The organism is Siccirubricoccus sp. G192, assembly GCF_019084075.1.
GTDB lineage: Bacteria > Pseudomonadota > Alphaproteobacteria > Acetobacterales > Acetobacteraceae > G192.
In genome coordinates, this window is the sequence record NZ_JAHREN010000001.1 from 2,040,111 (window position 1) to 2,065,897 (window position 25,787).

Sequence of the window (25,787 nt, forward strand, 5' to 3'; positions counted from 1 at the left end):
CGCACCCTGGCGGGGAATCCCGCCCGGCCCCAGGACTTCCCGACCATCTGAGGACAGGAGAACCCAAGCGATGCTCGACAGCACCGAATACCGAATCCCCTCCATGCGCCACAAGGTCAGCGCCGCCGAATGGCAGGCCCGGGTCGATCTCGCCGCCTGCTATCGCCTGGTCGACCTCTACCACATGAGCGACCTGATCGCGAACCACGTCTCTGTCCGCGTGCCGGGCGAGGACACTTTCCTGATCAATCCCTACGGGATGCTCTATGAGGAGATCTCCGCCTCCTCGCTGATCAAGATCGACTATGACGGCAACGTGGTGCTGAAGCCGGAATTCCCCGGCACCGATTACGGCGTGAACCGCGCCGGCTTCGTCATCCATTCGGCGATCCACAAGGCGAAGCACGAGATCGCCTGCGTGGCGCATACCCATACCTGGCCGGGCATGGCGGTCTCGACGCTGGAATGCGGGCTGATCCCGAACACCCAGACCAGCATGCGCTTCGCCCATATCAGCTATCACGACTTCAACGGCGTGGTGCTCGACCTTTCCGAGCAGGAGCGGCTGGTGCGCGACCTCGGCGACAACAACGCCATGATCCTGCGCAACCATGGCCTGCTGACGGTGGGCAACACCATCCCCGAGTGCTTCAACGCGCTGCACCGGCTGGAACTGTCCTGCAAGACGCAGATCGCGGCGATGTCCTGCAACAGCCCGATGATCAAGTTGCCGCAGGATGTGGTCGAGAAGACCTACATGAACTACCAGCCGCAGACCCGCCGCCCCTTCGGCGTGCTCGACTGGCCGGCACTGCTGCGCAAGCTGGACCGGATCGACCCGAGCTATCGGGACTGATGCCGTCCGATCGGCGGAGGGCGCCATGCCCGGAGCCGTGAATCGGCCGGCCACGGGCGCCTTGCAGGTTCTGCTGTCCGATGTCGCGGCGCGGCGGCATGGCGAGGCGATCCTCGCCGCCGCGCCGGGGGCGGTGCTGCTGCCGGCGGCGCCCGAAGGGGCGCTGCCGGACACCGCCGGCGTCGAGGTCGCCTTCGTCTCGCGCGACCTCTTTGTCGGCGGCACGCGGCATCAGCTCACCGCGCGCTTCCGCCGCTTCATCGAGCTGCTGAAGGCGGCGCCCGACCTGCGCTGGGTGCAGACCTTCTCCGCCGGCACCGACATGGTGGCCTATCAGGAGATGCTGGCGCGCGGGCTGCTGCTCACCAATGCCGCCGGCGCCAGCGCCCCCGCGGTGGCGCAGACGGCCGTCACCGGCCTCATGGCGCTGGCCCGCGGCTTCCCGCGCGCGGCGGAGGCGCAGCGGCGGCATGCCTGGGAACCGCTCTATACCGGCGCGGAGCCGCGCGATGTGGAGGGCCAGGCGGCGCTCGTCATCGGCACCGGGCCGATCGGGCAGGAGATCGGCCGGCTCTGCCGCGCCTTCAGGCTCCGCACCACCGGGATGCGGCGCGATCCTGCGGCGGGCATCCCGCCGGGCTTCGATGCCGTGGCCGGCTTCGCCGAACTGCCGGACCTGCTGCCGCGCACGGCATGGCTGATCCTCGCCTGTCCGCTCACCGAAAGCACGCGCGGCCTGATCGACGCGTGCGTGCTGGCCCTGCTGCCGCGGGGCTCGCATCTGGTGAATGTCTCGCGCGGCGGCGTGGTGGTGGAGGCGGATCTGCTGGCGGCGCTGCGGTCCGACCAATTGGCCGGCGCCTTCCTCGATGTCTTCACCATGGAGCCGCTGCCGGCCGAGAGCCCCTTCTGGGACCAGCCCAATGTCATCGTCTCGCCGCATAGCGCCGCCGCCTCGGACGGGCTGCCGGCGAGGGTGGCAAGGATCTTCTGCGACAACCTGGCGCGCTGGCGGCGGGGCGAGGCGCTGCGTAACCTGGTGCCGCGCCCTGCGGGAGTTTGAATGCCGGCGCTGCGGAAAGCCGCCTAGGCTGCGCCCGGACAGCCCCTGATCGGAAGGCCGAGGATGCACGCCATGCAGCGACGCCATGTCACCGCGGCCATGATCGCCCTGCTCGGGGGAGCAGGCGCGATGGCGCAGGAGGCTTTCCCGAACCGCCCGGTCCGCCTGGTGGTGGGCTTCCCGCCGGGGGCCGCGGTCGATCTCGGCGCGCGGCTGCTGGGCCGGGCCTTGCAGGGGCCGCTCGGCCAGCCGGTGGTGGTGGAGAACCGGCCCGGCGCTGCCAGCGGCATCGCCGCCGAGCAGACTGCCCGCGCGGTGCCGGATGGCCATGCGATCTTCACCGCCAATGTCGCCAATGCCATCAATGCCGTGCTGCAGCCGAACCCGGGATTCGAGCTGCTGCGCGACCTGCTGCCGGTGGCCGGGGTCGGGCAGGTGCCGAATATCCTGGTGGCGCATCCCTCGCTCAACCTGCGCAGCGTGGCGGACCTGGTCGCCGCGGCGCGGGCGCGGCCGGACGGAATCTTCTTCGGCTCCTCCGGCATCGGCACCTCGCCGCATCTCTCGGGCGAGCTGTTCAACCAGATGGCCGGGGTGCGGCTCAGCCACGTGCCCTATCAGGGCAGCCCGCAGGCGGTGACGGATCTGCTGGCGGGGCGGGTCGGGGTGATGTTCTCCCCCGCCTCCAGCGTGCGTGGCGCCATCGAGTCCGGGCGGCTGGTGGGGCTGGCCTCCACCGCCGCCGCCCGCAGCGCCGCGGCGCTGGATCTGCCGACCATCGCGGAGTCAGGCTTTCCGGGCTTTGAAAGCTCGGTCTGGTTCGGGCTGATGGTCCCCTCCGGAACGCCGGCGCCGATCATCGCCCGGCTTGCCAGGCTGGTGCAGGAGGCGCTGACGGGGTCGGAATTGGCTGCGCAATTCGCCGAACAGGGGATCGATCCGCTGCCCCTCGGGCCGGACGCCTTCGGGCGTTTCATCGCGGCGGAGATGCGGAAATGGGCTGAAGTCGTGCAGGCCGCGGGCCTGCGCGCGAAGTGAAATGATGCAGGCCACGGGCCTGCGCGCGAAGTGAAGGAGGCAGGGTGATGGCGAAGCTGTTCGCGGCGGAATGCCGCGCATTCATCCAGGCGGTGGTGGAGAAGGCGGCGGCGATGCGGGTGCCCGTCTCGGTCGCGCTGGTCGGGCCGGAGGGCCACCTCATCGCCCTGGAACGCATGGACGAGGCCGGCTGGATCACCCCGGAAACCGCCTGGGCCAAGGCCCATACCATGTCGGCCTTCCGCAGCATGAGCCCGCGCTTCCAGGACGGGCTGGTGACGCAGCAATGGCTGCGCGAACGCAACCCGCAACTGGCGGTGAATGCCGCGGTCTTCACCGGCGGCAAGATCTTCATCTCCGGCGGCGCCGCGCCGGTCTTCAAGGGCGAGGAGATGGTCGGCGCCTATGGCATCAGCGGCGGCACCTCCGACCAGGACGAGGTGATGGGCCGCCATGCGCGGGAGAAACTCGGCTGGCAGCACCAACCCGCGACGGATGACACGCCGCAGGAGGTGAAGGACCACATCAACGCGATCTATGAGCGCGTGGGGCTGGGCGAGCGGAAGCTGTAGTCCAAACCGCTACCCCGTCCGCGCCAGCAGTTCCTGCACGGCGCGCTGCCAGGCTTCCCAGGCGGCATCGGCCGTGGCGCCGGCGCGTTCCGCCGCCAGGCTGGCCTGGTTCAGGCGGCGGCGGGCTTCCTCGCGTTCCGGCCCGGTGCGGTCCTCGGCGGCGGCGCGGGCGCGGGTGAGCACGGCCTCGGCGGCGAAATATTGCCGGATGGCGGCGCGGGCCGCATCCAGCAGGCGCCGCGTCTCGGCCAGCGACTGCACCACCCCGGCCAGCGCCGCGCGGCCCGGCGCCTCGGCGGGCAGCCGCTCCAGCACCGTTTGCAGCGTCTCCAGGCTGCCGGGGCCGCCGGGCAGGCGGCGCAGGCTCTGCTCCAGGTCGATATCGCGCCAGCGCAGCAGCACCGGGTCGCCGAGGCCGGCATCCCAGAGCGGGATCTCCTGCCGCCCCTCGCGCTCCCAGGTGAAGCGGAGCGTGGTGGCGCTGCCGTCCAGCAGGGCCTCGTGACGGAGGCCGAAATCACCCTCGGCGCTGACGGTGAAGCGCGGCGTGGCGCCGGCCCGGCGGGGCAGGTCCACCACCAGCCGGCCCTTCGCGCCGTGCGGGTCCACCGCCAGTGCCACCTCCTCCCGCCGGACCGTGCCCACCACCACCAGGCTGCGCCGGAGTTCCACCCGCACGGGGCTCTCGCTGCGGGCATTGGCGGCGGAGAGCAGCACGTCACGGTCCCTGGCGAAGGCCAGGATGCGGCTCTCGCCCGGTGCCACGGCACGGATCTCCGCATCGCCGAGATAGCCGCCCGCTTCCGCCCCGGCCGCGCCATAGACCGTGGCCAGCCCGTCCGGCAGCACGGCGCCGCTGGTGTTCCGCAGCCGCACCGCCTGCAAGGGGTTCCGCGCCGCGAGGTCCTGCACCCACCAGAGGCGTTCGGCCGGCAGGGACGCATCGAGGAAGGGGAGGTTGGCCGTCTCACCGCTGCGCAGCGACACCGGCGCCGGCAGGGTGAAGGCGACGCGGCCCGCCGAACTGGCCGCCGCCGCCGGCGGCACCGCCGCCAACTGATCGGCGAAGCGCGCCTCCGCCATGCCGGCGCCGCGGGCGGCCATGGGGCCAGGGGCGGGGGCGGCGGACATCGCCATGGCAGGAGGCGGCGGGCGGGGACCGGTATCGGGCTGCACCGCCACCCGCTCCGCGGCCCGCACCGGCAGCACCGGGCGCTCGACCAGGATCGGCGTATAGAGCGGCTGCCGGAAGGCGGCCGGATTGCCGGAAACCAGCGCCAACCGCACCGCCTCCCAATCGGCGCCGGAGCGGTTCTCCACCACCGCCCAGCCCTGCAGCCGCGCCTCGCCCTCGCCGGCGGGCACCACCAGCCGCCAGGACGGCTTCCAGAGCGGCGCCCCGGCGACATAGGCGAAGCCCACCTCCCGCGCCTGGCCGGCGCCACGCAGGCGGATCTCGACCAGGCGCTCATCGGCGCTGCGCGAGGCCGCCAGCGCCTCCGCCGCGCGGCCGAGCCGGAGGGCGAGGCCGGCCTCCACCAGCCGCACCTCCTCGCCCTCCCGCAGCACCAGCAGGCGGAGGCCCTGGGGCGTGACCAGCGCGATGCGCAGCCCGGCCTCGACCTCCTCCGCATCCGCCAGCCGGCCGCTGGCGCCGCCGGCCTCCACCGCCTGGCCGCGGAGTGCCCGCAGCAGAGAGGCGCGGTTCTCGAAATCCGCGGGGCGCAGCGGCAGGCCGCGGAAGGCCTCGGCTTCCAGGTCCTGGGCGGGCAGGCGTACCCCCTCGACCTGGCCGAGCGGGTCGCGGACCAGCAGGCTTTTCAGCAGGTCGTCCACATCCTCGACCGGGACGCGGAAGGTGATGGCGGCATCGGGCGCCAGGCTGCCCAGGCGCCCGATCTGCATGAGGCCGGCATTGGAAAGGGTCACGCTGCGCACCGGCAATTCCACGGCGCCGGCCGGCAGGGCGAGCCAGATGGCGAGGCATGGCAGGAGGGGCAGGGTGCGACGCATGCGAAGGGGCCTTGGCCGGTGGCGGGACAGCGAGGCTAGCACCGGACTGTGGCGCTTGCTTGACCGCGGGGCCCTGGCGCGGCTTGGCTGTCGGCACAACGAAATCCGGGAGGAATGCCATGCCCCTAGGCTGGACCGCGCCGCTGCTGGCGCTGCTTGCCCTGCTCTGGCCTGTGCCGGGGCCTGCGCAAACGCCGCCAGCCTGGCCCACGGAACGCCCGGTGCGGCTCATCATCGCCTGGCCGCCCGGCGGCACCACGGATTTCGTGACGCGGCTCTATGCCCGGCAATTGGGCGAGGCGCTGGGCCAGTCCTTCGTGGTGGAGAACCGGCCGGGTGGCGGCGGCAGCATCGCCTGGCGGGCTGTGGCCGGGGCACGGCCGGATGGCTACACCCTGCTGCTTTCCGAGAATTCGATCGCCACCGCGGTGCCGCTGATGCCCGATCTCGGCCTCGACATGCGCCGCGATTTCACGCCGCTCGCCCTGCTGGTGGACTACCCCTCGGTGCTCGCCGTGCCTGCCGCCTTCCCGGCCCGCAACCTGGCGGAGTTGCTGGCGCAGGCGCGCAGCCGGCCGGGGGAGCTGAATTTCGGCTCCATGGGCAATGGCAGCTCGCCGCATCTCTACATGGAGGTGCTGCAGGACCTGGCGCAATCCCGCATGACGCATGTGCCCTATCGCGGCATGGGCCCGGCCTTCAACGACCTGATCGCCGGGCGGCTGCAAGTGGTGGTGGCGGCGCCGCCCACCGTGCTCGGCGCGGTGCGCGGCGGCACCGTGCGGGTGCTGGCCATCGGCACCGCCGGCGGGCGGATTCCGGCGTTGCCGGATGCGCCCACGCTGCGCGAATCCGGCATCGATTTCGCCTATAGCTACTGGTACGGGCTGTTCGGCCCGAAGGGGCTCGACCCCGCCATCGCCCCCCCGGGTGCTGGCCGCGGTGCAGGCGGTGAATGCCCTGCCGGAGGTGCAGGCGCGCTTCGCCGAACAGGGCGGCGTGCCGATCGGCCAGGACGGCGCCGCGCTCGGCCGCGTGCTGGAGGGCGAGCTGGAACGCTGGTCGGCGCTGGTGCGGGAGAAGGGCATCACGCCCTGAAGGTCATGGGCGAGGCACGGCAGCCGCACGGGGCCGGCGCGCCAGTGCCGCCGCGGCGGTGAAAGCGGCGAGGGAGAAAGCGAGTCCCGCGCCGAAGACCGCCGCATGGCTCTCCCCCGTCGCGGCAAACAGCGCCGCCAGCGCGAAGGCCACCGCCGCCTGCACCACCGCGAAGGCCGCCGTGCATTGCACCCAGATCGCGGCCGGCTGAGCCGGCGCCAGCAGCCGCGTCACGGTCAGGGTCACGGTGGTGACGCCGATCGCCGCGAAGCCGGCGATGACGGCGGCCGGCAGCACCAGCCAGGGCACGGGCGGCAGCGTGAGCGCCAGCGCCAGGACCTGCAACCCGAGCCAGAGCAGCAGAGTCGGCAGGCCGCCGATCCGGTCGGTGACGCGGCCGCTCAGCACGCCCCCGGCCATGCCGCCCAGGCCGAAGCAGAGCCAGGCCAAGGAGCCATAGACCACGCCGAGCCCGCGGCCGCGCGCCGCCAGATCCGCCAGATAGACCATCGGCGGCACCATGCCGGCGCCATGCAGCCCATAGGTCAGCAGCAGCAGCCGGGCGCGCGGCGGCGCCTCGGCCGCGATGCCATGCAACGCCATGTCCGGCCAGCGCGGATGCGCGAAACCCCAGAGCAGCAGGGTGAGGCCCGCCAGCCCCAGCCAGGTGGCCGGCAGCCCGGCGGGCAGCAGGGTCGGCACCAGCAGCGCGCCGGTGGCGATGCCGATGCCCACGCCGCCGATCACCACGCCCCCCGCGGTGCCGCGCAGTTGCGGCGGCACGCTGGCCTGGGTCGCCGGCCCGGCCAGCGCCATCAGCAGCCCGCCCGCCACGCCGGCCATGCCGCGCCAGGCCATGAACCACCAGAAGCCGCCATTCCAGGCGCAGGCCGCGACCGAGAGCGCCACCAGCCCCATGCCGAGGTCGAGCGTCCCCGGCACGCCGAGGCGCCGCGCCGTGCCGCGCCCGGCCAGGGTGCCGAGCAGGTAGCCGGCCAGCGCCGCCGCGCCCAGCATCCCGGCGCCGCCGCCATCCACCCAGCCGGCCGTGACCATGGCCGGGAAGATCGGCACATAGGCGAAGCGCGCCAGCCCGTTGCCGGAGCAGGTGGCGGCGGCGCCGGCCAGGGCCGGGCGGAGGAGCTGGCGCATCAAAGCCCGGCGAAGAGCTCGGTCGAGAGGTAGCGCTCCGCGAAGCTGGCGGCGATGCCGACCACCAGCCCGCCTTCCAGCTTCGGGTCGCGCGCCGCCGCCAGCGCCGCATGCAGCACGGCGCCGGAGGAGATGCCGATGGGCAGCCCCTCCAGCGCGGCGCAGCGGCGGGCGGCGGCGAAGGCATCGCGTTCCGCCACCCGCTCCACCGCATCGAGCAGGTCGAGTTCCAGCACGCCGGGCGTGAAGCCGGCGCCGATGCCCTGGATGTCGTGCGGCCCCGGCTCGTCGCCCGAGAGCACGGCGCTCTCGGCCGGCTCCACGCCGATGATGCGGAGGCCGGCGCGGCGCGGCTTCAGCGCGCGGGCGATGCCGGTGAGCGTGCCGCCGGTGCCGATGCCGCCCACCACCGCATCCACCAGGCCGCCGCTATCGGCCCAGATCTCCTCCGCCGTGGTGGCGGCATGGATGGCGGGATTGGCGGGGTTGTCGAATTGCCGCGGCATCCAGGCGCCCGGCGTGGCTTCGAGGATCGCCTCGGCCCGGGCGATGGCCCCGGCCATGCCGCGCCGGGCGGGGGTGAGTTCCAGGGTGGCGCCCAGCAGCCGCATCATCTTGCGCCGCTCGATGCTGGCGCCATCCGGCATCACCACGATCAGCCGATAGCCCTTGGCGGCGGCGACGAAGGCGAGGGCGATGCCGGTATTGCCTGAGGTCGGTTCCACCAGCGTCGATTCGCCGGGGCGGATCAGCCCCTCGCGCTCCGCCGCCTCCACCATCGCCAGCCCGATCCGGTCCTTCAGCGAGCCGAGCGGGTTCTGGGATCCCAGCTTGAGGGCCAGCCGCGCGGCCAGCCCCTCGGCGGCCTCGATCCGCGGCAGGCGGACCAGCGGCGTGCCGCCGATGACCTCCAGCACGCTGCCGTAGAGGCGGCCGCGGCCAGGGGCGGGGGCGGAGGGAGGGTCGGGCTGGGGCATATCGCAGCATGGATTACCACGATCCGCTGGCGTATTTCAGTCCCGTTCGCCTGGAGAATCGCCCTGTGCTGCTGCGCCAAGACCGTGCCCTGACCGCCGTTGCCGTGGCGCTGGACATCGCCTTCCATGCCGGGCGCAGCGGCCAGCTCGCCGGTGCGGCCGAGGTGGCGGAGCGGCTGGGCACGGCGCGGCGCGGGTTGGAGCCGGTGCTGCAGGCGCTCTCCCGCGCCGGCTTGCTGGAGAGCCTGCGCGGCCCGCGCGGCGGCTACCGCCTGGCCCGCCGCCCCCGCGACATCCGCCTGCTCGATATCCTGGCCGCTTTGGAGGGAGGGACGGAGGCGCCGGAGGAGGGGCTTTCCGGCAGGCTGCAAGCCCTGGTGGTGGTGCCGCTGTGGCAGGAATTGGACACGGGCCTGCGGCAGCGGCTGGCGGCCCTCACCCTGGAAGACCTGCTGCGCCGTGCCCAGGCGGCCGGGCTGAAGCGGCCCGCGGCGGAGCCGCTGAACTTCACGATCTAGGCGGAGCCGCTGAACTTCACGATCTAGGCGGAGCCGCTGAAGGTCGTGATCCGGGCCCGCGCCGCTCAACTTGCCGAAGCCGGTCTTGCAGGTGGCCAAGGCGCCGGAACCCGGCCGCGTTTCCCGGCTTTGTGGCGGCATGGTGGATCAGGACGAGGCGGGCCGGGAACGGCTGTTGGCGCAGCAGACAGCCCTGGCACGCTTCGGCGAGCTGGCGCTGCGCTCCGATGATTTGCAGGAGATCCTGGACGACGCCTGCCATCTGGTGGCCGAGGGGCTCGGCACCGATTTCGCCAAGGTCATGGAATTGCAGCGGGACGGCCGGACCCTGCTGGTCCGGGCCGGCACCGGCTGGCGGCCCGGTGTCGTAGGGCAGACCACGGTGCGGGCCGAGGAGACCTCCTCCGAAGGCCATGCGCTGCGCACCGGGGAGCCGGTGATCTGCACCGACACCGAAGCCGAAGATCGCTTCAGCATCCCCGCCTTCGTGCGGGAGCATGGGGTGCGGTCCCTGGTGAATGTCGTGGTGATCGGCGCCGAGGGGAAGCCGCCCTATGGCGTGCTGGAGGTGGACAGCCGCGAGGTGCGGGAATTCACCGCCGATGACATCGCCTTCCTTCGCACCTACGCCAATATGCTGGCCTCGGCGGTGGAGCGGCTGGGGGCGGCGGCGGAATTGCGGCGCCGGGCGGACGACAACGAAAGGCTGCTGCGGGAGTTGCAGCACCGGGTGAAGAACAACCTCCAGGTCATCGTCGGCCTGGTGGCGGTGCAGCAGCGCCGCGCCCGGCACCTGGAGGCCCGGCAGGCGCTGCGCGCCATCGGCCAGCGGGTGGAGGCGCTGCGCCTGCTGCATGACAAGCTCTATCTCGGCGGCGAGGTGGATCGCGTTGATCTCGGCGCCTATCTCACCGAATTGGCGGGCAGCCTGCTGCGCTTCCATGAGGAGGACGGCACCCGCATCCGCTTGGTGCTGGAGGTGAAGAAGCTCACCATCTCCCCGGAGCAGGCGGCGCCGCTCGGCCTGATCGTGAACGAGTTCATCACCAACAGCCTGAAATACGCCTTCGAGGGCGAGCAGGGCACCATCGGGCTGCGGCTGGAGACGCTGAAATCCGCCATGGCGCAGCTTACCCTCTGGGACGATGGCGGCGGCTTGCCGCCGGAGCCGCTCGGCGGCACCGGCATGCGCATGATCGAGGGCCTGGCCCGCCAATTGTCCGCCACCGCGCATTGGGACGGAACCGGCGGTGGAACCAGGCTGACCCTGACGCTCCGGCACGGCCGCGTGTGATCCAGGCGCCGCGGCCCGCCTTCACCTCGACATGGCGGAGAGAGGGCTTCCGGGCCTCCCAGCCCTGCGGGAACATGCCGCGGGGCTGCTCGTCGGGGATCGAGGGCGGGATGATGGCGAGCTCGCCGGGCTGCCAGTTCACCGGCGTCGCCACCTTGGCGCGATCCGTCAGTTGCAGGCTGTCGATCGCCCGCAGGATCTCCTAGAAGTTCCGCCCGGTGCTCGGCGGATAGACCAGCATCAGCCGCACCTTCTCCGGGTCAGCGATCATCGGGAAGCTCACGGCATGGCCCCACGCCGCGCCGCAGGGGGCTGACCCATGCGCCCCTGGCGCTTCCCGCGAGGGCTGATAGGCTTCCCCGCAAAAGCCTGGGGGGAGGGCTGCTTCGCCTTCGGCGGCCTTCACCCATGCGGAGGTGCTGTGCAGCGTCAGGCTGCTTGCCACGGAAGCGATGCCGGCGCTACGGGAGCAGCGCCGGGAAGCTGCCTGAAACGACACCGAGGGAGAAACGCCATGGCCTTCCCATTGCCCGAATCCAATCCCGAGGCGCTCGGCCTCGACCCCCGGCCGCTGGAGCGGCTCTGCGGCATCATCGAGCGCCATATCGCCGAGGGGCACCATCCCGGCGCGCAGGTGGCGGTGGCACGGCATGGCAGGCTCGCCCTGTTCCGCAGCTTCGGCCAGGCGGCCGTGCAGCCGGCCAGACCGGCCGATGCGCGCTCCCTCCTCCTGCTCTATTCCAATACCAAGGTGATCACCGCCGCGGCGGTGTGGATGCTGGTGGAGGATGGCAAGCTGCGCTTCAACGACACCATCGCCCAGCATGTCCCGGGCTTCGAGGTGCATGGCAAGGGCGGGATCACCGTCCTGCAACTGCTGACGCATCGGGCCGGCTTCCCCGGCGCCGTGGTGCCGGAAGCGGCCTGGGCCGACCACGACCTGCTGCGCCGCACCGTCTGCGACTTCAAGTTGGAATGGCCGACGGATTCCAAGGTGCAGTACCACCCGGCCTCGGCGCATTGGACCGCGGCGGTGCTGATCGAGGCGCTGACCGGCCAGGATTTCCGCGCCTTCATCCGCGAACGCGTCATCGCCCCGCTCGGCCTGGAGGATGAGCTTTTCGTAGGCCTGCCTGAGGCGCAGCAGGACCGCGCCGCGGTGATCTACGACCCGCCGGAGGGCGGCCGCTTCACCCCGCGCCTGCCGGAAGCCACGCCGGCCGGGCGGCTGGCCGGGATTCCGGGCGGCGGCGGCTATGCCTCGGCCCGCGCCATGGCCGCCTTCTACCAGATGCTCTCCCAGGGCGGGGAATTCGGCGGCGTGCGCGTGCTATCGCCGCGCATGATCGAATTCGTCACCCGCAATTTCACCGGCGACCGGGTGGACGAATACATGGGCATCCCGATGCATCGCGGCATCGGCCCGCACTCGCGGGGCGAGACACCGGTGGCGCGCGGCCTCGGCACCATCGGTCATCCGCGCACCTTCGGGCATGGTGGGGTGGGCTCCTCCTATTGCTGGGCGGACCCGACCTCCGGCGTCTCCTTCGCCTTCCTGTCGAATTGCCGGCAGACCGAGGAATTCCACAACCGGCGCATGGATGTGCTGAGCAGCCTGGCGCACGCCTCGATCCTGCCGGGATAGGGCTACTCCCCCCCGGAGCGCCGCCCCCGCCGCCAGCGGCGCGAGCGGCAGGGCGGCGGCGACCAGGGCGGCGAGCAGCAGCAGATAGGGCCGCGGCGTGAGATCCGCCGCCGCGGCCTCGATCCCCGCCGCCCCGAAGATCACCGCCGGGATCGCCAGCGGCAGCACCAGCAGCGGCAGCAGCACCCCGCCACGCCTGGCGCCGAGCGTCAGCGCCGCGCCCACCGTGCCGAGCAGCGACAGGAAACCCGTGGCCAGGCCGAGCGCCGCCATCGCCGCCGGCCAGGCACCCACCGGCAGGTTCAGCAGCGCCGCCGCCACCGGCGTTGCCACCAGCAGCGGCAGGCCGGTGGTCAGCCAATGCGCCGCCGCCTTGGCCGCCGCCACCGCGGCGGGGCCGAGGCCCGAGAGCAGCAATTGGTCCAGCGAGCCATCCTCCGCATCCGCGCCGAACAATCGGTCGAGTGGCAGCAGCGCGGCCAGCAGGGCGGCGGCCAGCAGGGCCCCGGGGGCGATCCGGGCCAAGGCCTCCGGCGCCGGACCGATGCCGAAGGGAAAGAGCGCCGCCACCAGCACGAAGAACAGCACCGCTGCCAGCGTATCCGCCGGATGCCGCAGCGCCAGGCGCAGCTCGCGGCCGAGCAGGGCGAGCCAAGCCGTCACGGCTGCAGCGCCGCTGCGGGAGTCAAAGCCGCAACTCCGTGGCCTGCGGCAGCGGCAGCGGCAGGTGGGTGGCGGCGATCACCATCCCCCCCGCCCGCCCGGTGCCGCGCCAGCAGCACGCCGAGCCGCCCGACCGAGGCGGTGTCCAGCCCCACCGTAGGCTCATCCAGCAGCCAGAGCGGTGCCGGCGCCAGGGCCAGCCGCGCCAGGGCCAGCCGCCGCCGCTGCCCGGCGGAAAGCACCCGGGCCGGCAATTCGGCCAGCGGCCCGAGGTCGAGCGCCGCCAGCGCCGCATCCACCTCGCCCCCCCAGAGCCGGGCGAAGAAGAGCAGGTTCTCCCGTGCGGTCAGGGCCGGTTTCAGCGCATCCTGGTGCGAGAGGTAGCGCAGCCGCCTGGCATGTTCCGCCCGGTCCGCCAGCGCGGGCCCGCCCCCCCCCAGAGCAGCGCCCCCTCGGCCGCCGGGAGCAGCCCGGCCAGCAGCCGCAGCAGGCTGGACTTGCCGGCGCCGTTCGCGCCCACCAGCAGCAGCGCTCCGCCGGCCTCCAGCCTGAAGGACAGGCCGGCGAAGACCACCCTCTCCCCCCCTGAGGCAGGCGAGTTCCCGCGCCTCCAGCATTTCCGGCAAATCCCCCGATTTCCCTGCCCCGTGGACCGTCAACCCCCGCCATGCTTAAACCCCGCTGGTGACGCGCCAGTGCGGCGCGCGACAAGCAAGAAGGTTCCGGATCATGCGGATGATCGGGCAGGACAGCCTGAAGACCCGCCGCACCCTCGCGGTGGACGGCAAGACCTATCACTACTTCAGCCTGCCCGAGGCGGCCAAGGCCATCGCTGCCCCGGGCGTCGACCTCGCCCGGCTCCCCTTCAGTCTGAAGGTGCTGCTGGAGAACGTGCTGCGCTACGAGGACGGCCGCAGCTACACCGTGAACGACGCCAAGGCGATCGCCGGCTGGCTGCCCGCCGGCCATTCCGAGAAGGAAGTCCCCTTCCGCCCCGCCCGCATCCTGATGCAGGACTTCACCGGCGTCCCCGCCGTGGTGGACCTGGCGGCGATGCGCGACGGCATCATCAAGCTGGGCGGCGACCCGCGCCGGGTGAACCCGCTGGTGCCGGTGGACCTGGTGATCGACCATTCTGTGATGGTGGATTACTTCGGCACCACCAGCTCTCTGCAGAAGAACGTGGATGTCGAGTTCGAGCGGAACGGGGAGCGCTACGAATTCCTCCGCTGGGGCCAGTCCGCCTTCGACAATTTCCGCGTCGTGCCGCCGGGCACCGGCATCTGCCATCAGGTGAACCTGGAATACCTGGCCCAGGTGGTCTGGACCGCCCAGGATGCCGGCGACACCTATGTCTACCCCGATAGCTGCTACGGCACCGACAGCCACACCACCATGGTGAATGGCCTCGGCGTGCTGGGCTGGGGCGTCGGCGGGATCGAGGCGGAGGCGGCCATGCTCGGCCAGCCCATCGCCATGCTCATCCCCGATGTCATCGGCTTCAAGCTGACAGGCAAGCTGCGCGAGGGCGTGACCGCCACCGATCTGGTGCTGACCGTCACCCAGATGCTGCGCAGGAAGGGCGTGGTCGGGAAATTCGTGGAATTCTACGGTGCCGGCCTGAATGACCTGGCGCTGGCGGACCGCGCCACCATCGGCAACATGGCGCCCGAATACGGCGCCACCTGCGGGTTGTTCCCGGTGGATGCCGTCACGATCGGCTACCTTCGGCTCACGGGCCGCGACGAGCACCGGATCAGGCTGGTCGAGGAATACGCCAAGGCGCAGGGGATGTGGCGCGATGCCGATACCCCGGACCCGGTCTTCAGCGACACGCTGGAACTGGACCTCTCGACCGTCGAGCCCTCGATGGCCGGGCCGAAGCGGCCGCAGGACCGCGTCGCGCTGTCCAATGTCGCGGTGTCCTTCGGCAAGGAATTGGCCGCCGGGACCATGGGCGTGCCGGGCGACGAGGCCGGAAAGCGCGTGCCGGTGGAGGGCGCCGATTACGATCTCGGCCACGGCAATGTGGTGATCGCCGCCATCACCTCCTGCACCAATACCTCCAACCCCTATGTGATGGTCGCGGCCGGGCTGGTGGCGCGGAAGGCGGCGGCGAAGGGGATGCGGACGCAGCCCTGGGTGAAGACCTCGCTGGCGCCCGGCTCGCAGGTGGTGACCGAGTATCTGGACAAGTCCGGCCTGACCAAGGACCTGGATGCGCTCGGCTTCCAGACGGTCGGCTATGGCTGCACCACCTGCATCGGCAATTCCGGCCCGCTGGCGGACCCGATCGTGGATGCGATCGAGGACAACAAGCTGGTCGGGGTCTCGGTGCTCTCGGGCAACCGCAATTTCGAGGGCCGCGTGCATGCCAATGTGCGCGCCAACTACCTGGCGAGCCCGCCGCTGGTGGTCGCCTATGCGCTGGCCGGCAGCATCACCAAGGACCTGACGAAGGAGCCGGTCGGCACCGGTTCGGACGGCAAGCCGGTGTCGCTCAAGGACATCTGGCCGAGCCAGTCCGAGGTGAACGAGGTGGTCCACGGCGTGGTGACGCGCAAGATGTTCCAGGAGCGCTACGGGGACGTCTTCAAGGGCCCGAAGCAATGGCAGGCGATCAATGTCGCGGCCGAGAGCGACACCTACCATTGGAACTCGGGCTCCACCTATGTGCAGAACCCGCCCTATTTCGAGGATATGACGGCCGAGGTGAAGCCGCTGTCCTCCGTGCATGGCGCGCGGGTGCTGGCGGTGCTGGGCGACAGCATCACCACCGACCATATCTCCCCGGCCGGCAATATCCGCAAGGCCAGCCCGGCCGGCGAATACCTGCTGGAGCACCAGGTCCGGCAGAACGACTTCAACAGCTACGGCTCCCGCCGCGGCAACCACCAGGTCATGATGCGCGGCACCTTCGCCAATATCCGCATCAGGAACGAGATGGTGCCGGGGATCGAGGGTGGCATCACCAAGCACCATCCCTCGGGCGAGGTGATGCCGATCTACGACGCCGCCATGCGCTACAAGGCGGAGGGCGTGCCGCTGGTGATCTGCGGCGGCAAGGAATACGGCACGGGGTCGTCGCGCGACTGGGCGGCGAAGGGCACCTTCCTGCTCGGCGCCAAGGCGGTGATCGCCGAGAGCTTCGAGCGCATCCACCGCTCCAACCTGGTCGGCATGGGCGTGCTGCCGCTCACCTTCCTGAACGGCCAGGACCACAAGTCGCTCGGCATCACAGGCGAGGAGGTGATCGACATCCTCGGCCTTGAGGAGTTGCGCGCCCGGATGAAGCTGGAACTGGTCATCCACCGGCCGAATGGCAGCGTGGACAAGACCCAGGTGCTGTGCCGCGTCGATACCGCCGACGAGGTCGAGTACTACAAGAACGGCGGCATCCTGCACTACGTGCTGCGCGGGATGGCCAAGGCGGCGTAATCCGCCGACCGTTCAGGGCTGAAAGGGGCGCGGCGCCGCAGGGTGCCGCGCCCTTTTCCTGTCCACCCGGCAGCGCCCGGGAATTGCGAAGGGGGCCTCGCGGCCCCCTTGCATCGTCCAACCCGCCGGGCTGTCCGGCCCTATTCGCGGTCGTCCATCGCCGCGCCGATCTCGGCCCGCAGCTCGTCCTCAAGGCTCGGCTCCTCCTCGCGGGCGATCTCCTCGCCGCGGCCCTGCTTCTCGGCCTCCTCCTGGGAGCGCGCCACGTTCACCACGACCGGCACATGCACTTCCGGGTGCAGTTCCACGCGCACCGTGGTGAGGCCGAGCGTCTTGATCGGCGCCTCCAGCAGCACCTGCTGGCGCCCCACGGTCAGCCCGGCTTCCTTGCAGAGATCGGCGATGTCGCGCGCCGAAACCGAGCCGAAGAGGCTGCCGCTCTCGCCCGCCGAGCGGATGATCACCACGCTGAGGCCGGCCACCCGCTCGGCCACCCGCTCCGCTTCCTCGCGGCGCTTCAGGTTCTGCGCCTCAAGCTGCACGCGGTCCTGCTCGAACCGCGCCAGGTTGGCCTTGTTGGCGCGGATCGCCTTGCCCTGGGGCAGGAGGAAGTTGCGGGCATAGCCGGGGCGGACCTTCACCACCTCGCCCATCTGCCCCAGCTTTTCGACGCGCTGCATGAGGATGATATCGATCACGGCAAAAGCCCTCTGTCTTTCATTATGCGGGCCGGTTCACGGCGCCGGTTCAGCCTTGTTGCGGCGCGCGGCGCCGCCGGAATTGGTCGTAGAGGCCAAGCCCAACCAGGGCCGGGCCGATCACCTGCAGGAACAGCACCAGCAGCACATAGAACAGCGCCAGCATCGGCGTCCTTCCCTTGCGGCCCTGGGCCCGGAGATGGACCCCGGCCAGCCCCTGCAGGAACAGCGGGATCAGCAGCATCAGCAGTGCCGAGAGCGGCACCGCGTCGCCGCCCGGCTCGCCATCCCCCGGCATCGCCAGGAACAGCCCCGCCGCCACCGCCGGCAGGACCGGGTACCAGCCGGGCAGCCGCACCGCCGCCCAATCGGGCCGCGGCACCAGCGCCAGGCCGCGCCGGGCCAGGAAGGCCTGGGCCGCGGCGGCATTGGCCAGCAGCGCCAGATCGGTCCAGAAACCGATCGCCGCCGCCTTCACCCGCACCAGCTCCGCCACCAGCAGGTCCGGGGCCGGCATGCCCATGCGGGCCAGCGCCGCCTCCACCGCGTTGCGCATCGCCGCCTCCAGCCCGCCCTCGACGGGCAGCAGCAGGGCGGCGGCGAGCAGCACCGCGACCGGCCAGAGGCCGAGCAGCGCCACCGGCAGCGCAAGCGCGAAGCGTCCCGGCTGCAGGCCCGTGGCCAGCAGCAAGGGCACCGGCACGGCAAATAGCACCAGGAAGACCAGGGCCGGCAGCCCGCCGCCGGCGAAGCCGACCAGCAGGGTTGCCAGCGCCGCAGCCAGCACCGCCGCGCCCGCCCCGAAGCCAAGCCCCGCGGCGAACAGCGGGAAGGGTGCCATCCAGAACAGCGCCGTGCCCATCGGCAGGCCACGGAAGGCCCAGAGCGCGGCAACCGCGGCGGCGAACCCGGCCGCGCCCGCGGCCAGAAGGCCCGGACTGCCCAGCACACCCTGTTGCCGCGGCTGCATCGCCGTCACCCCTCTCACGCTCCGCCGCCCCGCCGGGGCGCCGTCCTTCGTCGTTCGGCCCTAGTCGTTGATGACGTAGGGCAGCAGCGCCAGGAAGCGGGCGCGCTTGATGGCATTCGCCAGTTCGCGCTGCTTCTTCGCGCTCACCGCGGTGATGCGGGAGGGCACGATCTTGCCGCGCTCCGAGAGGAAGCGGGACAGCAGGCGCACGTCCTTGTAGTCGATCTTCGGCGCGTTCGGGCCGGAGAAGGGGCAGGACTTGCGGCGGCGGTAGAAGGGACGCCGGGCGCCAACGGCGGGGCGGCGGGCGGCGGGGCTCAGGTCGCCCGCGGGGCCCGCGGGAGTGGTCGTCTGGTCGGACATTCTGGCTTACTCCTCGCCGCCCGTGGCAGGCTCGACCTCGTCGCGCGGCCGGGCGCGGAATTCCTCGCGGTCGTCGCTGCGCTCGCGGGTGCGGCCGGAGGTGAAGCGGCCGGCCGGGCGCGGGCCGCGGAAGCCGCGGTCACGCTCCCGCTCCTCGCCACGGCGGCTGAGGATGGCGGAGGGGGCTTCGTCGATCGCCTCGATGCGCAGCGTCATCTCGCGCAGCACGTCCTCATGCAGGCCGAGCTGGCGCCCGACCTCGCGCATCGCCGCCGGCTGGGCGTCGATGCCGAGCAGCATGTAATGCCCCTTGCGGTTCTTCTTGATGCGGTAGGCCAGGCCCCGCAGACCCCAGTATTCGCGCTTCTTCACCTCCCCGCCCTGTTCGGCGAGGATGGTGGCGACCTGGTCGGCGATGGTTTCGACCTGCTGCTGCGTCACGTCGTTGCGTGCGATGAACACGCATTCATAGAGCGGCATGGATACTCCCCTATGGCTGTCTCAGCCCCGGGGCCCCTCCGGCGGAATGCCGATGGGCGCGAACGGGCATAGCCGCGCGCGATGCCTTCGCGGGCGGCAGGGAAGCGCGCCGTAAAGCACAGGCGCCGGGTGGGGGCAAGGGCCGGGCGCCGTTGCGGGGCGGGAATCTATCCGCCGGGCACCCGCCCCCCGCCCGCCTGCACCCGGGCCAGCGGTAGCGCGATTTCGCAGATCAGCCCCGGCCTTTCCCATTTCTGCTCCAATCGGCCGCCGAGCTGGTCGTGCAGCGTGGCGGCCAGCAGGCGCGAACCGAAGCCCCGCCGCGTCGGCGGCGCCGGGATCGGCGGGCCGCCGCTCTCGGCCCAGCGCAGCCGGCAGAGCCCGGCCGCCGGGTCCAGCGCCCAGGAGACCGCCACCCTGCCGCCGGGCACCGAGAAGGCGCCGTATTTGGTGGCATTCGTCGCCAGCTCGTGCAGCGCCATGGAACAGGCCTGCGCCGCGGCGGGCGAGAGCATCAGCTCCGGCCCCTCGATCGAGACCAGCGGCCCCCGCGCTTCCGGCCGGCCGGGCAGGAAGGCCGCCAGCTCCGCCTCCGCCACCGCCCGCAGCGGGGCGCCGGACCAATTCGCTGCCGCCAGCAGCGTATGCGCGCGGGCCAGCGCCATCACCCGCCCCTCCACGGCACGGGCGAATTCCCGCGGGTCGGTCTTGGGCGTGAGGCGGAGCGCCGCCTGCACCACGGCGAGCACGTTCTTGGCGCGGTGGTCCACCTCCCGCGCCAGCAGCGCCAGCCGCGCCTCCGCCGCCTTGCGGTCGGTGATGTCGAAATGCGCGCCATAGCTCACCTTGCGGCCGCCGAGCCGGACGCCGCGCACCCGCACCAGCACGTCGCGGACCGCACCGCTCTTCGTGCGGTGCTGCGCCTCGAATTCCTGCGTGCCGGGGCGGATGGCATGGGCGCGCCCGCGTTCGCGCAGCAGTTCGGGCTCGCCGAGCACGTCGATCTCGCCGATCGACATCCGAAGCAGCTCCTCGCGGCCATAGCCGTAATCTGCGCAGACCTGGTCATTCACATCCAGGATCCGGTGGCTCATGGGATCGATGACGATCACCCCGAAAGGGGCCGCCTCGAACAGGGTGCGCTGCCGCGCCTCGGCCTCGCGCAGCGCCGCCTCCGCCGCCTTGCGCTCGGTGATGTCATAGGTGACGCCGGCGGCCTGGAGCGCCTGGCCGGTCTCCGGGTCGCGCCTGGTCACCCTGCCCTGCGAACGCAGCCAGCGCACCCTGCCATCCGGATCGGTGACGCGGAACTCGACCGCGTCGAATTCCTCCTCGCCCGGTGGCCGTGCCATGGCGCGGAGGATCGTTCCGGCGGCCTGGGCGCGATCCTCCGGATGCACCGCTTCGATTACCGCCGCACGGGTCGCCAGGGTTCCGGGTGGGCGGCCGTAGAGGGCCTCCCGACCCGCCGAGCCGACAATCCTGTCGCCCATGGCATCCCAATCCCAGGTCGCCATCCGGGCGGCGTCGAGCGCCAGACGGAGCTGGGCCTCGCTGGTCTCCAGGGCGGCGCGGCTCGCCGCGAGCCTGGCATTAACCTGCAGCAGCGCCGCATTCGCCGCCTCCGCGGCCGCCAGCTCGGCGCCCTGGTCGGCTGGGTCCCGCTTCGCCTTCGGCGTGCGGCGGAGGCGGGGCTTGCCGGGCCGGTCAGGGCGATCGGGCATCGGCAGGGCGCAGGCATCGCGCGGCCGCGGGAAGCCCGCGGCACTGCCGCGCCGGCAGGCTTCGCCTCGACACCCCGGACCGCATGGCCACATGCATCGGCGCCGCTCCTGTGCGCATTCCGCAGGGGGGCGGCAGGATACAACCCCCAGGGTCCGACCAGGGCGAGTGTTTCATGCGGCAGCCGGGCGCGGGGCCTACATCCGCGTGATAGGCCGGGGTCCATGCCGCGGCCCGGGCTACCAAGCCGGCTGGCGGCCCGGCTGCTCGTGCTCCGCAGGCCGATGCAGGGCTCCGGGCGGTTCAGGCTGCCGGCGCGCGGGCCCGCCGCTCCGCAACCGGGATCGCCTCGGTGCCGATGACGCCCGCCTCCGCCAGCCGCGCCAGCTCCGCCGGCGACAGCCCGAGCAGCCCGCCCAGCACCGCCGCATTGTCCTGGCCAAGCGTGGGCGCCGCCCGCCGCACCGGATAGGGGCCGCGCCCCGCCTCCCGGAAGGGGGCCGAGGGCTGCTCATGCGGGCCGAGATGCGGCCGCTCCGTCACCTGCCAGAAGCCCCGCGCCGCCAGATGCGGATCCCGTTTCAGCGCCGAGGGCCAGGGTAGGGCGCCCGCCGCGATTCCCGCCGCCTGCAAGCCGAGCATCGCCGCCCCCGCCTCCCGGCCCTGGGTCCAGGCGGCGATGGCGGCGGCGAGCTCCGCCTCCCGCCCGCGCCGGCCCGCCGCTGTGGCCAGCGCCGGGTCCGCGGCCAAGTCCTCGCGGCCGATCACCGCGCAGAGCCGCACCCAGGCGGCGTCATCCACGACCGCCACCGCGACCCAGCCCTCCCCGGCGCAGGGGAAGCAGCCATGCGGCACCTGGGCCGGATGTCGGTTGCCCCAGCGCGGACCGGGCGAGCCGGCGATGGATTGCGCGAGGATCCAGGGCGCCGCCAGCGGGAACATGCATTCCACCTGGGCGAGGTCGATATGCTGCCCCTCGCCGGTCCGCTGCCGGTGCAGCAGTGCCGCCAGCGCGGCGGCGGCGTTCAGCCCGCCGATCGGGTCGCCATGCGCGATGTGGTTGGTGGTGGGCGGCCAGTCCGGCTCGCCCGCGACGCTGGGTAGGCCGGAAGCATGTTCCAGGGTGGAGCCATAGGCACGCGCATCGCGCCAGGGCCCCTCGGCGCCGAAGGCCGGCATGGAGACCATGACCAGGTCCGGCCGCTCCAGGGCCAGCACGGGGTAGTCCAGCCCGAGTTTCGGCAGCACCTCCCGCGCGTAATTCTCCACCACCGCATCGGCCTGGCGCACCAGGCGCCGCAGCAGCGCCGCGCCCTCGGCGGAGGCGAGGTCGAGGGTGATGCCGAGCTTGTTGCGGTTCAGCACGGCGAAGCGCATGTCCTGCTCGTAGCGGCGCTCCGCGAAGAAGGCCGGGCGCGGGTCGACGCCGCGCCACCAGTCCGGATACTGGATGGCCTCGACCTTGATGACCTCCGCCCCGAGATCGGCCAATTGCCGGGTGCAGAGCGGCCCGGCCCAACCCATGGAGAGGTCCACCACCCGCAGCCCCGCCAGCGGCAGCGTCCCCGGCCGGGCGGCGGTGCCGAGGCGCGGGCTGCGCGGCGGCGGCGCGGCGTGCTCGCCGGCGAAGGGGGCGGTGCCGCCGGCCAGTGGTGGGGTGCGGGTCAGGCGTTGCGGCAGGGTCGGACCCTCGAAGCGGGCCTGGCCCAGCCGCACCGTGCCGAAGGCGTCGCGGGCGCGATGCACCGGGTTCCGCAGCAGCATCGCCATGTCGGGCACGATGGCGAGCGGCAGGCGCCGCGCCAGGGCCTCGGCGAACCATTCCTCGGCGCTGCGCTCCAGCAGGCGGGGGGCGAAGATCGCCTCCAGCGCATCGGCATGGCGCAGCCGGTCGAAACCCACCACGAAGCGCGGGTCATGGCCCAGCTCCGGCGAGCCGATCATGTCGCAGAAGCTGCGGAACTGCGCCGGGGTCACGATGGTGACGCCAAGCCAGCCCTCGCGGCAGCGATAGACGCCGAGCGGCGAGGTGGGGGCGAAGCGATTCACGCCATGGCGGCGCTCCACCTCCGGGTTGGTGACGCTCTGCGTCACCTGGTATTCGGCGAGCGCGATATTCGCCTCATGGATGCTGAGCTCAAGGCGCCGCCCGGCTCCGCCGAGCAGCGCGGCGGCCAGGGCGTTGAAGGCCGCGATCCCGCCCACCACCTCGCCGGCGATGCCGCCCAGCATCGAGGGCGGCCCCGCCTCCGGCCCGGTGCAGGTGAAGACCCCGGCCATGGCGCGGCAGACCACGTCGGTGGCCGCGAAGTCCCGGCAGGGGCCGCTCTCGCCGAACCAGGAGAGGTCGGCCACGACCAGGCCGGGCATGGCCTGGCCGAGCGGCGCCGCTTCGCGCGCGGCGGGCGGCCTGGCATCGATCAGCACGTCGCAGCCGGGGAGGATCGCCGCCGCCGCCCTGGCATCGCCGATGATGCTGCGCTTGCTGGTGTTCAGCCAGGCGAAGAGGGCGGATTCCGTGCCACGCCCGGTCTCGACCAGGGGCGGTTCGCGGCGCAGCGGGTCGCCGCCGGGCGGCTCCAGCTTCACCACCTCGGCCCCGAAATCGGCGAAGAGCTTGCCGGCATAGGCGGCTGCCACCCCGCCGCCGAGTTCCAGCACCCGGATATGGGCAAGCGGCAAGGGTGCTTCGGGGCTCTGCGGCATGCTTCGGCTTTCCTCCCGCGCCCGGCCCCTTCGCCGGGGGCGGTGCGCCAATCTCGGTCACGACATCCTGCGGCAATCTACCGGCCGGGTCGGGCGAGGCGTCAAGCGCGGCACCCCGCCCCGCGTTGACAGGGCGCGACCGGGTCTGGATTGTCCGCCGCAGCCAAACTCAGGAATGCGGGGGGAAACACCATGGCCGGGATCAAGGTCGTCACGGAAATTGCCGCCTCGGTCTGGAAGATCGAGGTCGCCGCCGGCGCGGCGGTGGAGGAGGGCGACACCATCCTGCTGCTGGAATCCATGAAAATGGAAATCCCCGTCACTGCGCCCCGCGCCGGCCGGGTGGCCTCCTTGCTGGTGGAGGAGGGCGAGCAGGTGGCGGAGGGCCAGACCGTCGCGATGCTGGAGGGCTGATCGGCCATCCGGGCTGGCGAATTCTCACATACGATTGAAACCTTTCCGTGGCCGGCAGGGCTGATCTGTGCCGCAACGACAAGGGAAATCGTCTAGAATGATCTCCACCGCAACCGTTTAGGAACGCGTCTCATGCGCTGGATCGCCAGTGGAATCGGCGTGCTCGCCCTCCTCGCAACCACGGCCTGTCAGCAGATGCCGACCGGCCCGACGGCTTCCGAGGGGATGTACAACTCGCTGGTGGCGCAGTGCAGCGCCCAGGGGGGCAAGGATCGGCACGGCCAGAACGCCTGCGCGCAGGCGAATTCCCTCGCGATGCAGGTCTCCGGCGAGCGCGCCATGCGCGACCAGCAGGCGGCAAGCGTAGCGCAGAACAATGCCGTCACGACAGGCGTGGCGGCCGGCGCTGCGGGCCTCCTCGGCGGTGCCGTTCTCGGAGGCGCCTTCTCGGGGCCGCGCTATGGCTACGGATACCGTGGATATCGCTGCGGCTACGGGTGGTGCTAACCGCAATACCGTTCAGTTCGGGCATCTTCCGGCCAAGTATGCGCGGGGCGGCCTGAGCGAAGGGTATCGGGGTCAGACCGCCCGCATCCAGCCGCCATCCACGTCCAGGATCGCACCCTGGATGTAGCCGGCCTCTTCCCCGGCCAGGAAGGCGACCATGGCGGCTATCTCCCCCGGCTCGCCGAACCGGGCGACCCCGGTCTGTTCGGCCAGCGCCCGCGCGGCGGCTTCCTGGTCCAGGCCGCGCTCCGCCGCCAAGGCGGCGATGCGGCCGGTGAGACGCCCGGTGCGGATGCTGCCGGGATTGATGCAATCCACCCGCACCCCCTCCGCCACGCCGCGATCGGCCAGGGCCTTGGTGAGGTTCATCAGCGCCGCATTGACCGAGCCGCCGATGGTGAAATCCGCCCCCGGCTGCCGCCCGCCGACCCCCGCGATATGCACGATCCCGCCACCCGCCGCCCGCAGATGCGGCCAGGCGGCGCGCGAGAGCCGCACCGCGCCAAAGAGCTTCAGCGCATAGCCATCCGCCCAGGCGGCATCGTCCAGCGCCAGGAAATCGCCGCGCTGCGTTGCGCCGGCGCAGTTCACCAGCAGGTCGAGCCGGCCGAATGCCCCGACCGCCGCCGCCACGGCCTGCGAGGCCGCCTCCGGCTGCCGCAGGTCGGCGGCGAAGGCGGCCGCGCCGGGCAGCCTTGCCGCCGCCTCGCCGATCCTGTCGGCGGAGCGGGCGACCAGCAGCACCCGCATCCCCTCCGCCGCCAGCCTTTCGGCGATGGCGAGGCCGATGCCGCGGCTGGCGCCGCTCACCAGCGCGGCCTTGCCCCGCAGGCGCAGCTCCATGGCTTGTATCCTGCGGACCGATTCACGCCCTCCGGCTGCGCCTGCGGACGACCGGGCCACTCAGCCCCGGCCGGCGCGGGCAGAGCGGGCCGGGCGCGCCTCGGCCGGCGGCACCGCGCCCGCCGGGCGGCCGGCATCGAAGCCGAGGAAGCCGATCTCCGGGCTGGCCGAGCCACCATCCCCGGCCCAGAGCCGCGGGTTGCGGACCGCCGCCGGGGCAGCGGCTTCGGCCGCGGCCTGGCGTGGCGCGGGCGGTTCCGCCACCCGGCGGGCGGAGCGCTGCGGCGGCGGCGGCGGGGCGGCGGGCGCTTCCTCGGCCTGGCCGCCGCGGCTGCCGCTGCGGACCGACAGCAGGTAGAACATGATCTCGGTGCGGCCCTGGTCCACGGCGGCATCCACCGCCGTGAGGCCGAGCACGTTGCGCGCCTCGGTATCGGCGCCGCGCGCCACGGCCTCCCGCGCCGCCGGCAGGTCGCCGCGGTTGATGGCATCGAAGAGCGCGGCATTGGGGGCCAGGTTCTGGGTGGGATCCGCCGGGATCGGCTCCGGCGCGCGGCGGCTCTGCAAGCCGGGCAGGGCCGGCGGCGGGGGCCGCACCGCAGGGGCCTGTTGGGCACGGGGGGCGGCCCGGCCGAACTGCGCCGCGGCCTCCGGCACCGGCAGCGCAAGGAAGGCGAGCAAGGGCAGGAGCGGCAGGGTGCGGCGCATGGCGTCCTTCTCAGGGTTCGGCCCAGGGTTCGGGCCGGTCCGGCCACGG

General features: G+C 72.4%; 22 protein-coding genes and 3 pseudogenes. 11 read left to right on the forward strand and 14 right to left on the reverse strand.

Annotation, left to right across the window (positions count from 1 at the left end; translation table 11 throughout):
* The first annotated feature begins 70 nt into the window (after window positions 1-70).
* The 4 genes from KSF81_RS09685 to KSF81_RS09700 all read left to right on the forward strand — a co-directional run bounded on the left by KSF81_RS09685 (window position 71) and on the right by KSF81_RS09700 (window position 3,529).
* Window positions 71-856: a class II aldolase/adducin family protein gene (locus KSF81_RS09685; RefSeq protein WP_217378801.1), complete on the forward strand. Its 786-nt coding sequence runs from the start codon at window positions 71-73 to the stop codon at window positions 854-856.
* Window positions 857-881: 25 nt separating this feature from the next.
* Window positions 882-1,919, forward strand: coding sequence for a D-2-hydroxyacid dehydrogenase (locus KSF81_RS09690; RefSeq protein WP_217378802.1), 1,038 nt, complete (start codon window positions 882-884; stop codon window positions 1,917-1,919).
* A gap of 72 nt (window positions 1,920-1,991) precedes the next feature.
* Window positions 1,992-2,957, forward strand: a complete 966-nt coding sequence (locus KSF81_RS09695; RefSeq protein ID WP_217378803.1) for a tripartite tricarboxylate transporter substrate binding protein — start codon at window positions 1,992-1,994, stop codon at window positions 2,955-2,957.
* A 47-nt stretch (window positions 2,958-3,004) separates the two neighbouring features.
* On the forward strand, window positions 3,005-3,529 hold the full coding sequence (locus KSF81_RS09700) for a heme-binding protein (RefSeq protein WP_217378804.1): 525 nt from the start codon (window positions 3,005-3,007) through the stop codon (window positions 3,527-3,529).
* Between the two features lie 9 nt (window positions 3,530-3,538).
* Here the strand turns inward: KSF81_RS09700 and KSF81_RS09705 are convergent, their stop codons facing one another.
* On the reverse strand, window positions 3,539-5,542 hold the full coding sequence (locus KSF81_RS09705; protein ID WP_217378805.1) for a DUF4139 domain-containing protein: 2,004 nt from the start codon (window positions 5,540-5,542) through the stop codon (window positions 3,539-3,541).
* 119 nt (window positions 5,543-5,661) lie between these two features.
* On the opposite strand from KSF81_RS09705, the gene KSF81_RS09710 reads away from it, so the two are divergent.
* Window positions 5,662-6,702, forward strand: a complete 1,041-nt coding sequence (locus KSF81_RS09710; protein ID WP_217378806.1) for a tripartite tricarboxylate transporter substrate binding protein — start codon at window positions 5,662-5,664, stop codon at window positions 6,700-6,702.
* On the opposite strand, the gene KSF81_RS09715 is transcribed toward KSF81_RS09710, so the two are convergent.
* Window positions 6,644-7,792: a YbfB/YjiJ family MFS transporter gene (locus KSF81_RS09715; protein ID WP_217378807.1), complete on the reverse strand. Its 1,149-nt coding sequence runs from the start codon at window positions 7,790-7,792 to the stop codon at window positions 6,644-6,646. The genes KSF81_RS09710 and KSF81_RS09715 overlap by 59 nt on opposite strands.
* A complete protein-coding gene (gene cysK / locus KSF81_RS09720; protein ID WP_217378808.1) occupies window positions 7,792-8,769 on the reverse strand; it encodes a cysteine synthase A in 978 nt (325 codons plus the stop codon). The genes KSF81_RS09715 and cysK overlap by 1 nt, the downstream gene beginning before the upstream one ends.
* Window positions 8,770-8,834: 65 nt before the next feature.
* Here cysK and KSF81_RS09725 point away from each other — a divergent pair, with 65 nt between their 5' ends.
* Together KSF81_RS09725 and KSF81_RS09730 are read left to right on the forward strand one after the other, a co-directional pair.
* Window positions 8,835-9,287: an Rrf2 family transcriptional regulator gene (locus tag KSF81_RS09725; RefSeq protein WP_217381639.1), complete on the forward strand. Its 453-nt coding sequence runs from the start codon at window positions 8,835-8,837 to the stop codon at window positions 9,285-9,287.
* A gap of 175 nt (window positions 9,288-9,462) precedes the next feature.
* Window positions 9,463-10,581: a sensor histidine kinase gene (locus tag KSF81_RS09730; protein ID WP_217378809.1), complete on the forward strand. Its 1,119-nt coding sequence runs from the start codon at window positions 9,463-9,465 to the stop codon at window positions 10,579-10,581.
* 97 nt (window positions 10,582-10,678) lie between these two features.
* Here the strand turns inward: KSF81_RS09730 and KSF81_RS31365 are convergent.
* A pseudogene (locus KSF81_RS31365) lies at window positions 10,679-10,780 on the reverse strand (peroxidase); the annotation flags it as partial.
* A 315-nt stretch (window positions 10,781-11,095) separates the two neighbouring features.
* On the opposite strand from KSF81_RS31365, the gene KSF81_RS09735 reads away from it, so the two are divergent.
* Window positions 11,096-12,226, forward strand: coding sequence for a serine hydrolase (locus KSF81_RS09735; RefSeq protein ID WP_217378810.1), 1,131 nt, complete (start codon window positions 11,096-11,098; stop codon window positions 12,224-12,226).
* Window positions 12,227-12,238: 12 nt separating this feature from the next.
* On the opposite strand, the pseudogene ccmB reads toward KSF81_RS09735, so the two are convergent.
* Window positions 12,239-12,889 (reverse strand): annotated as a pseudogene (ccmB, locus tag KSF81_RS09740) (heme exporter protein CcmB); the annotation flags it as partial.
* Between the two features lie 22 nt (window positions 12,890-12,911).
* Window positions 12,912-13,506: pseudogene (ccmA, locus tag KSF81_RS09745) on the reverse strand (heme ABC exporter ATP-binding protein CcmA).
* 112 nt (window positions 13,507-13,618) lie between these two features.
* On the opposite strand from ccmA, the gene acnA reads away from it, so the two are divergent.
* Window positions 13,619-16,327: an aconitate hydratase AcnA gene (gene acnA, locus KSF81_RS09750; protein WP_217378811.1), complete on the forward strand. Its 2,709-nt coding sequence runs from the start codon at window positions 13,619-13,621 to the stop codon at window positions 16,325-16,327.
* Between the two features lie 140 nt (window positions 16,328-16,467).
* On the opposite strand, the gene rplI is transcribed toward acnA, so the two are convergent.
* The 6 genes from rplI to KSF81_RS09780 form a co-directional block, all read right to left on the reverse strand.
* Window positions 16,468-17,007 (reverse strand): 50S ribosomal protein L9, encoded by a 540-nt coding sequence (gene rplI, locus KSF81_RS09755; RefSeq protein WP_217381640.1) that lies wholly within the window; start codon window positions 17,005-17,007, stop codon window positions 16,468-16,470.
* A 67-nt stretch (window positions 17,008-17,074) separates the two neighbouring features.
* A complete protein-coding gene (locus KSF81_RS09760; protein ID WP_254453968.1) occupies window positions 17,075-17,995 on the reverse strand; it encodes a DUF2232 domain-containing protein in 921 nt (306 codons plus the stop codon).
* A gap of 60 nt (window positions 17,996-18,055) precedes the next feature.
* Window positions 18,056-18,358: a 30S ribosomal protein S18 gene (gene rpsR / locus KSF81_RS09765; RefSeq protein ID WP_217378813.1), complete on the reverse strand. Its 303-nt coding sequence runs from the start codon at window positions 18,356-18,358 to the stop codon at window positions 18,056-18,058.
* A gap of 6 nt (window positions 18,359-18,364) precedes the next feature.
* The gene (gene rpsF / locus KSF81_RS09770; protein ID WP_217378814.1) at window positions 18,365-18,838 is read right to left on the reverse strand and encodes a 30S ribosomal protein S6; all 474 of its coding nucleotides are present in this window, start codon (window positions 18,836-18,838) and stop codon (window positions 18,365-18,367) included.
* 167 nt (window positions 18,839-19,005) lie between these two features.
* A complete protein-coding gene (locus KSF81_RS09775; protein ID WP_217378815.1) occupies window positions 19,006-20,562 on the reverse strand; it encodes a PAS domain S-box protein in 1,557 nt (518 codons plus the stop codon).
* A 301-nt stretch (window positions 20,563-20,863) separates the two neighbouring features.
* Complete coding sequence (locus KSF81_RS09780; protein WP_217378816.1) at window positions 20,864-23,266, reverse strand: CoA transferase; 2,403 nt, start codon at window positions 23,264-23,266, stop codon at window positions 20,864-20,866.
* A gap of 192 nt (window positions 23,267-23,458) precedes the next feature.
* Between KSF81_RS09780 and KSF81_RS09785 the strand changes: the two genes are divergently transcribed.
* On the forward strand, window positions 23,459-23,680 hold the full coding sequence (locus KSF81_RS09785) for a biotin/lipoyl-binding carrier protein (protein WP_217378817.1): 222 nt from the start codon (window positions 23,459-23,461) through the stop codon (window positions 23,678-23,680).
* Window positions 23,681-23,812: 132 nt separating this feature from the next.
* Window positions 23,813-24,187, forward strand: coding sequence for a hypothetical protein (locus KSF81_RS09790; RefSeq protein ID WP_217378818.1), 375 nt, complete (start codon window positions 23,813-23,815; stop codon window positions 24,185-24,187).
* Between the two features lie 72 nt (window positions 24,188-24,259).
* Here the strand turns inward: KSF81_RS09790 and KSF81_RS09795 are convergent, their stop codons facing one another.
* Window positions 24,260-25,030 (reverse strand): SDR family oxidoreductase, encoded by a 771-nt coding sequence (locus tag KSF81_RS09795; RefSeq protein WP_217378819.1) that lies wholly within the window; start codon window positions 25,028-25,030, stop codon window positions 24,260-24,262.
* Between the two features lie 60 nt (window positions 25,031-25,090).
* Window positions 25,091-25,738 (reverse strand): ankyrin repeat domain-containing protein, encoded by a 648-nt coding sequence (locus tag KSF81_RS09800; RefSeq protein ID WP_217378820.1) that lies wholly within the window; start codon window positions 25,736-25,738, stop codon window positions 25,091-25,093.
* Between the last annotated feature and the right edge of the window lie 49 nt (window positions 25,739-25,787).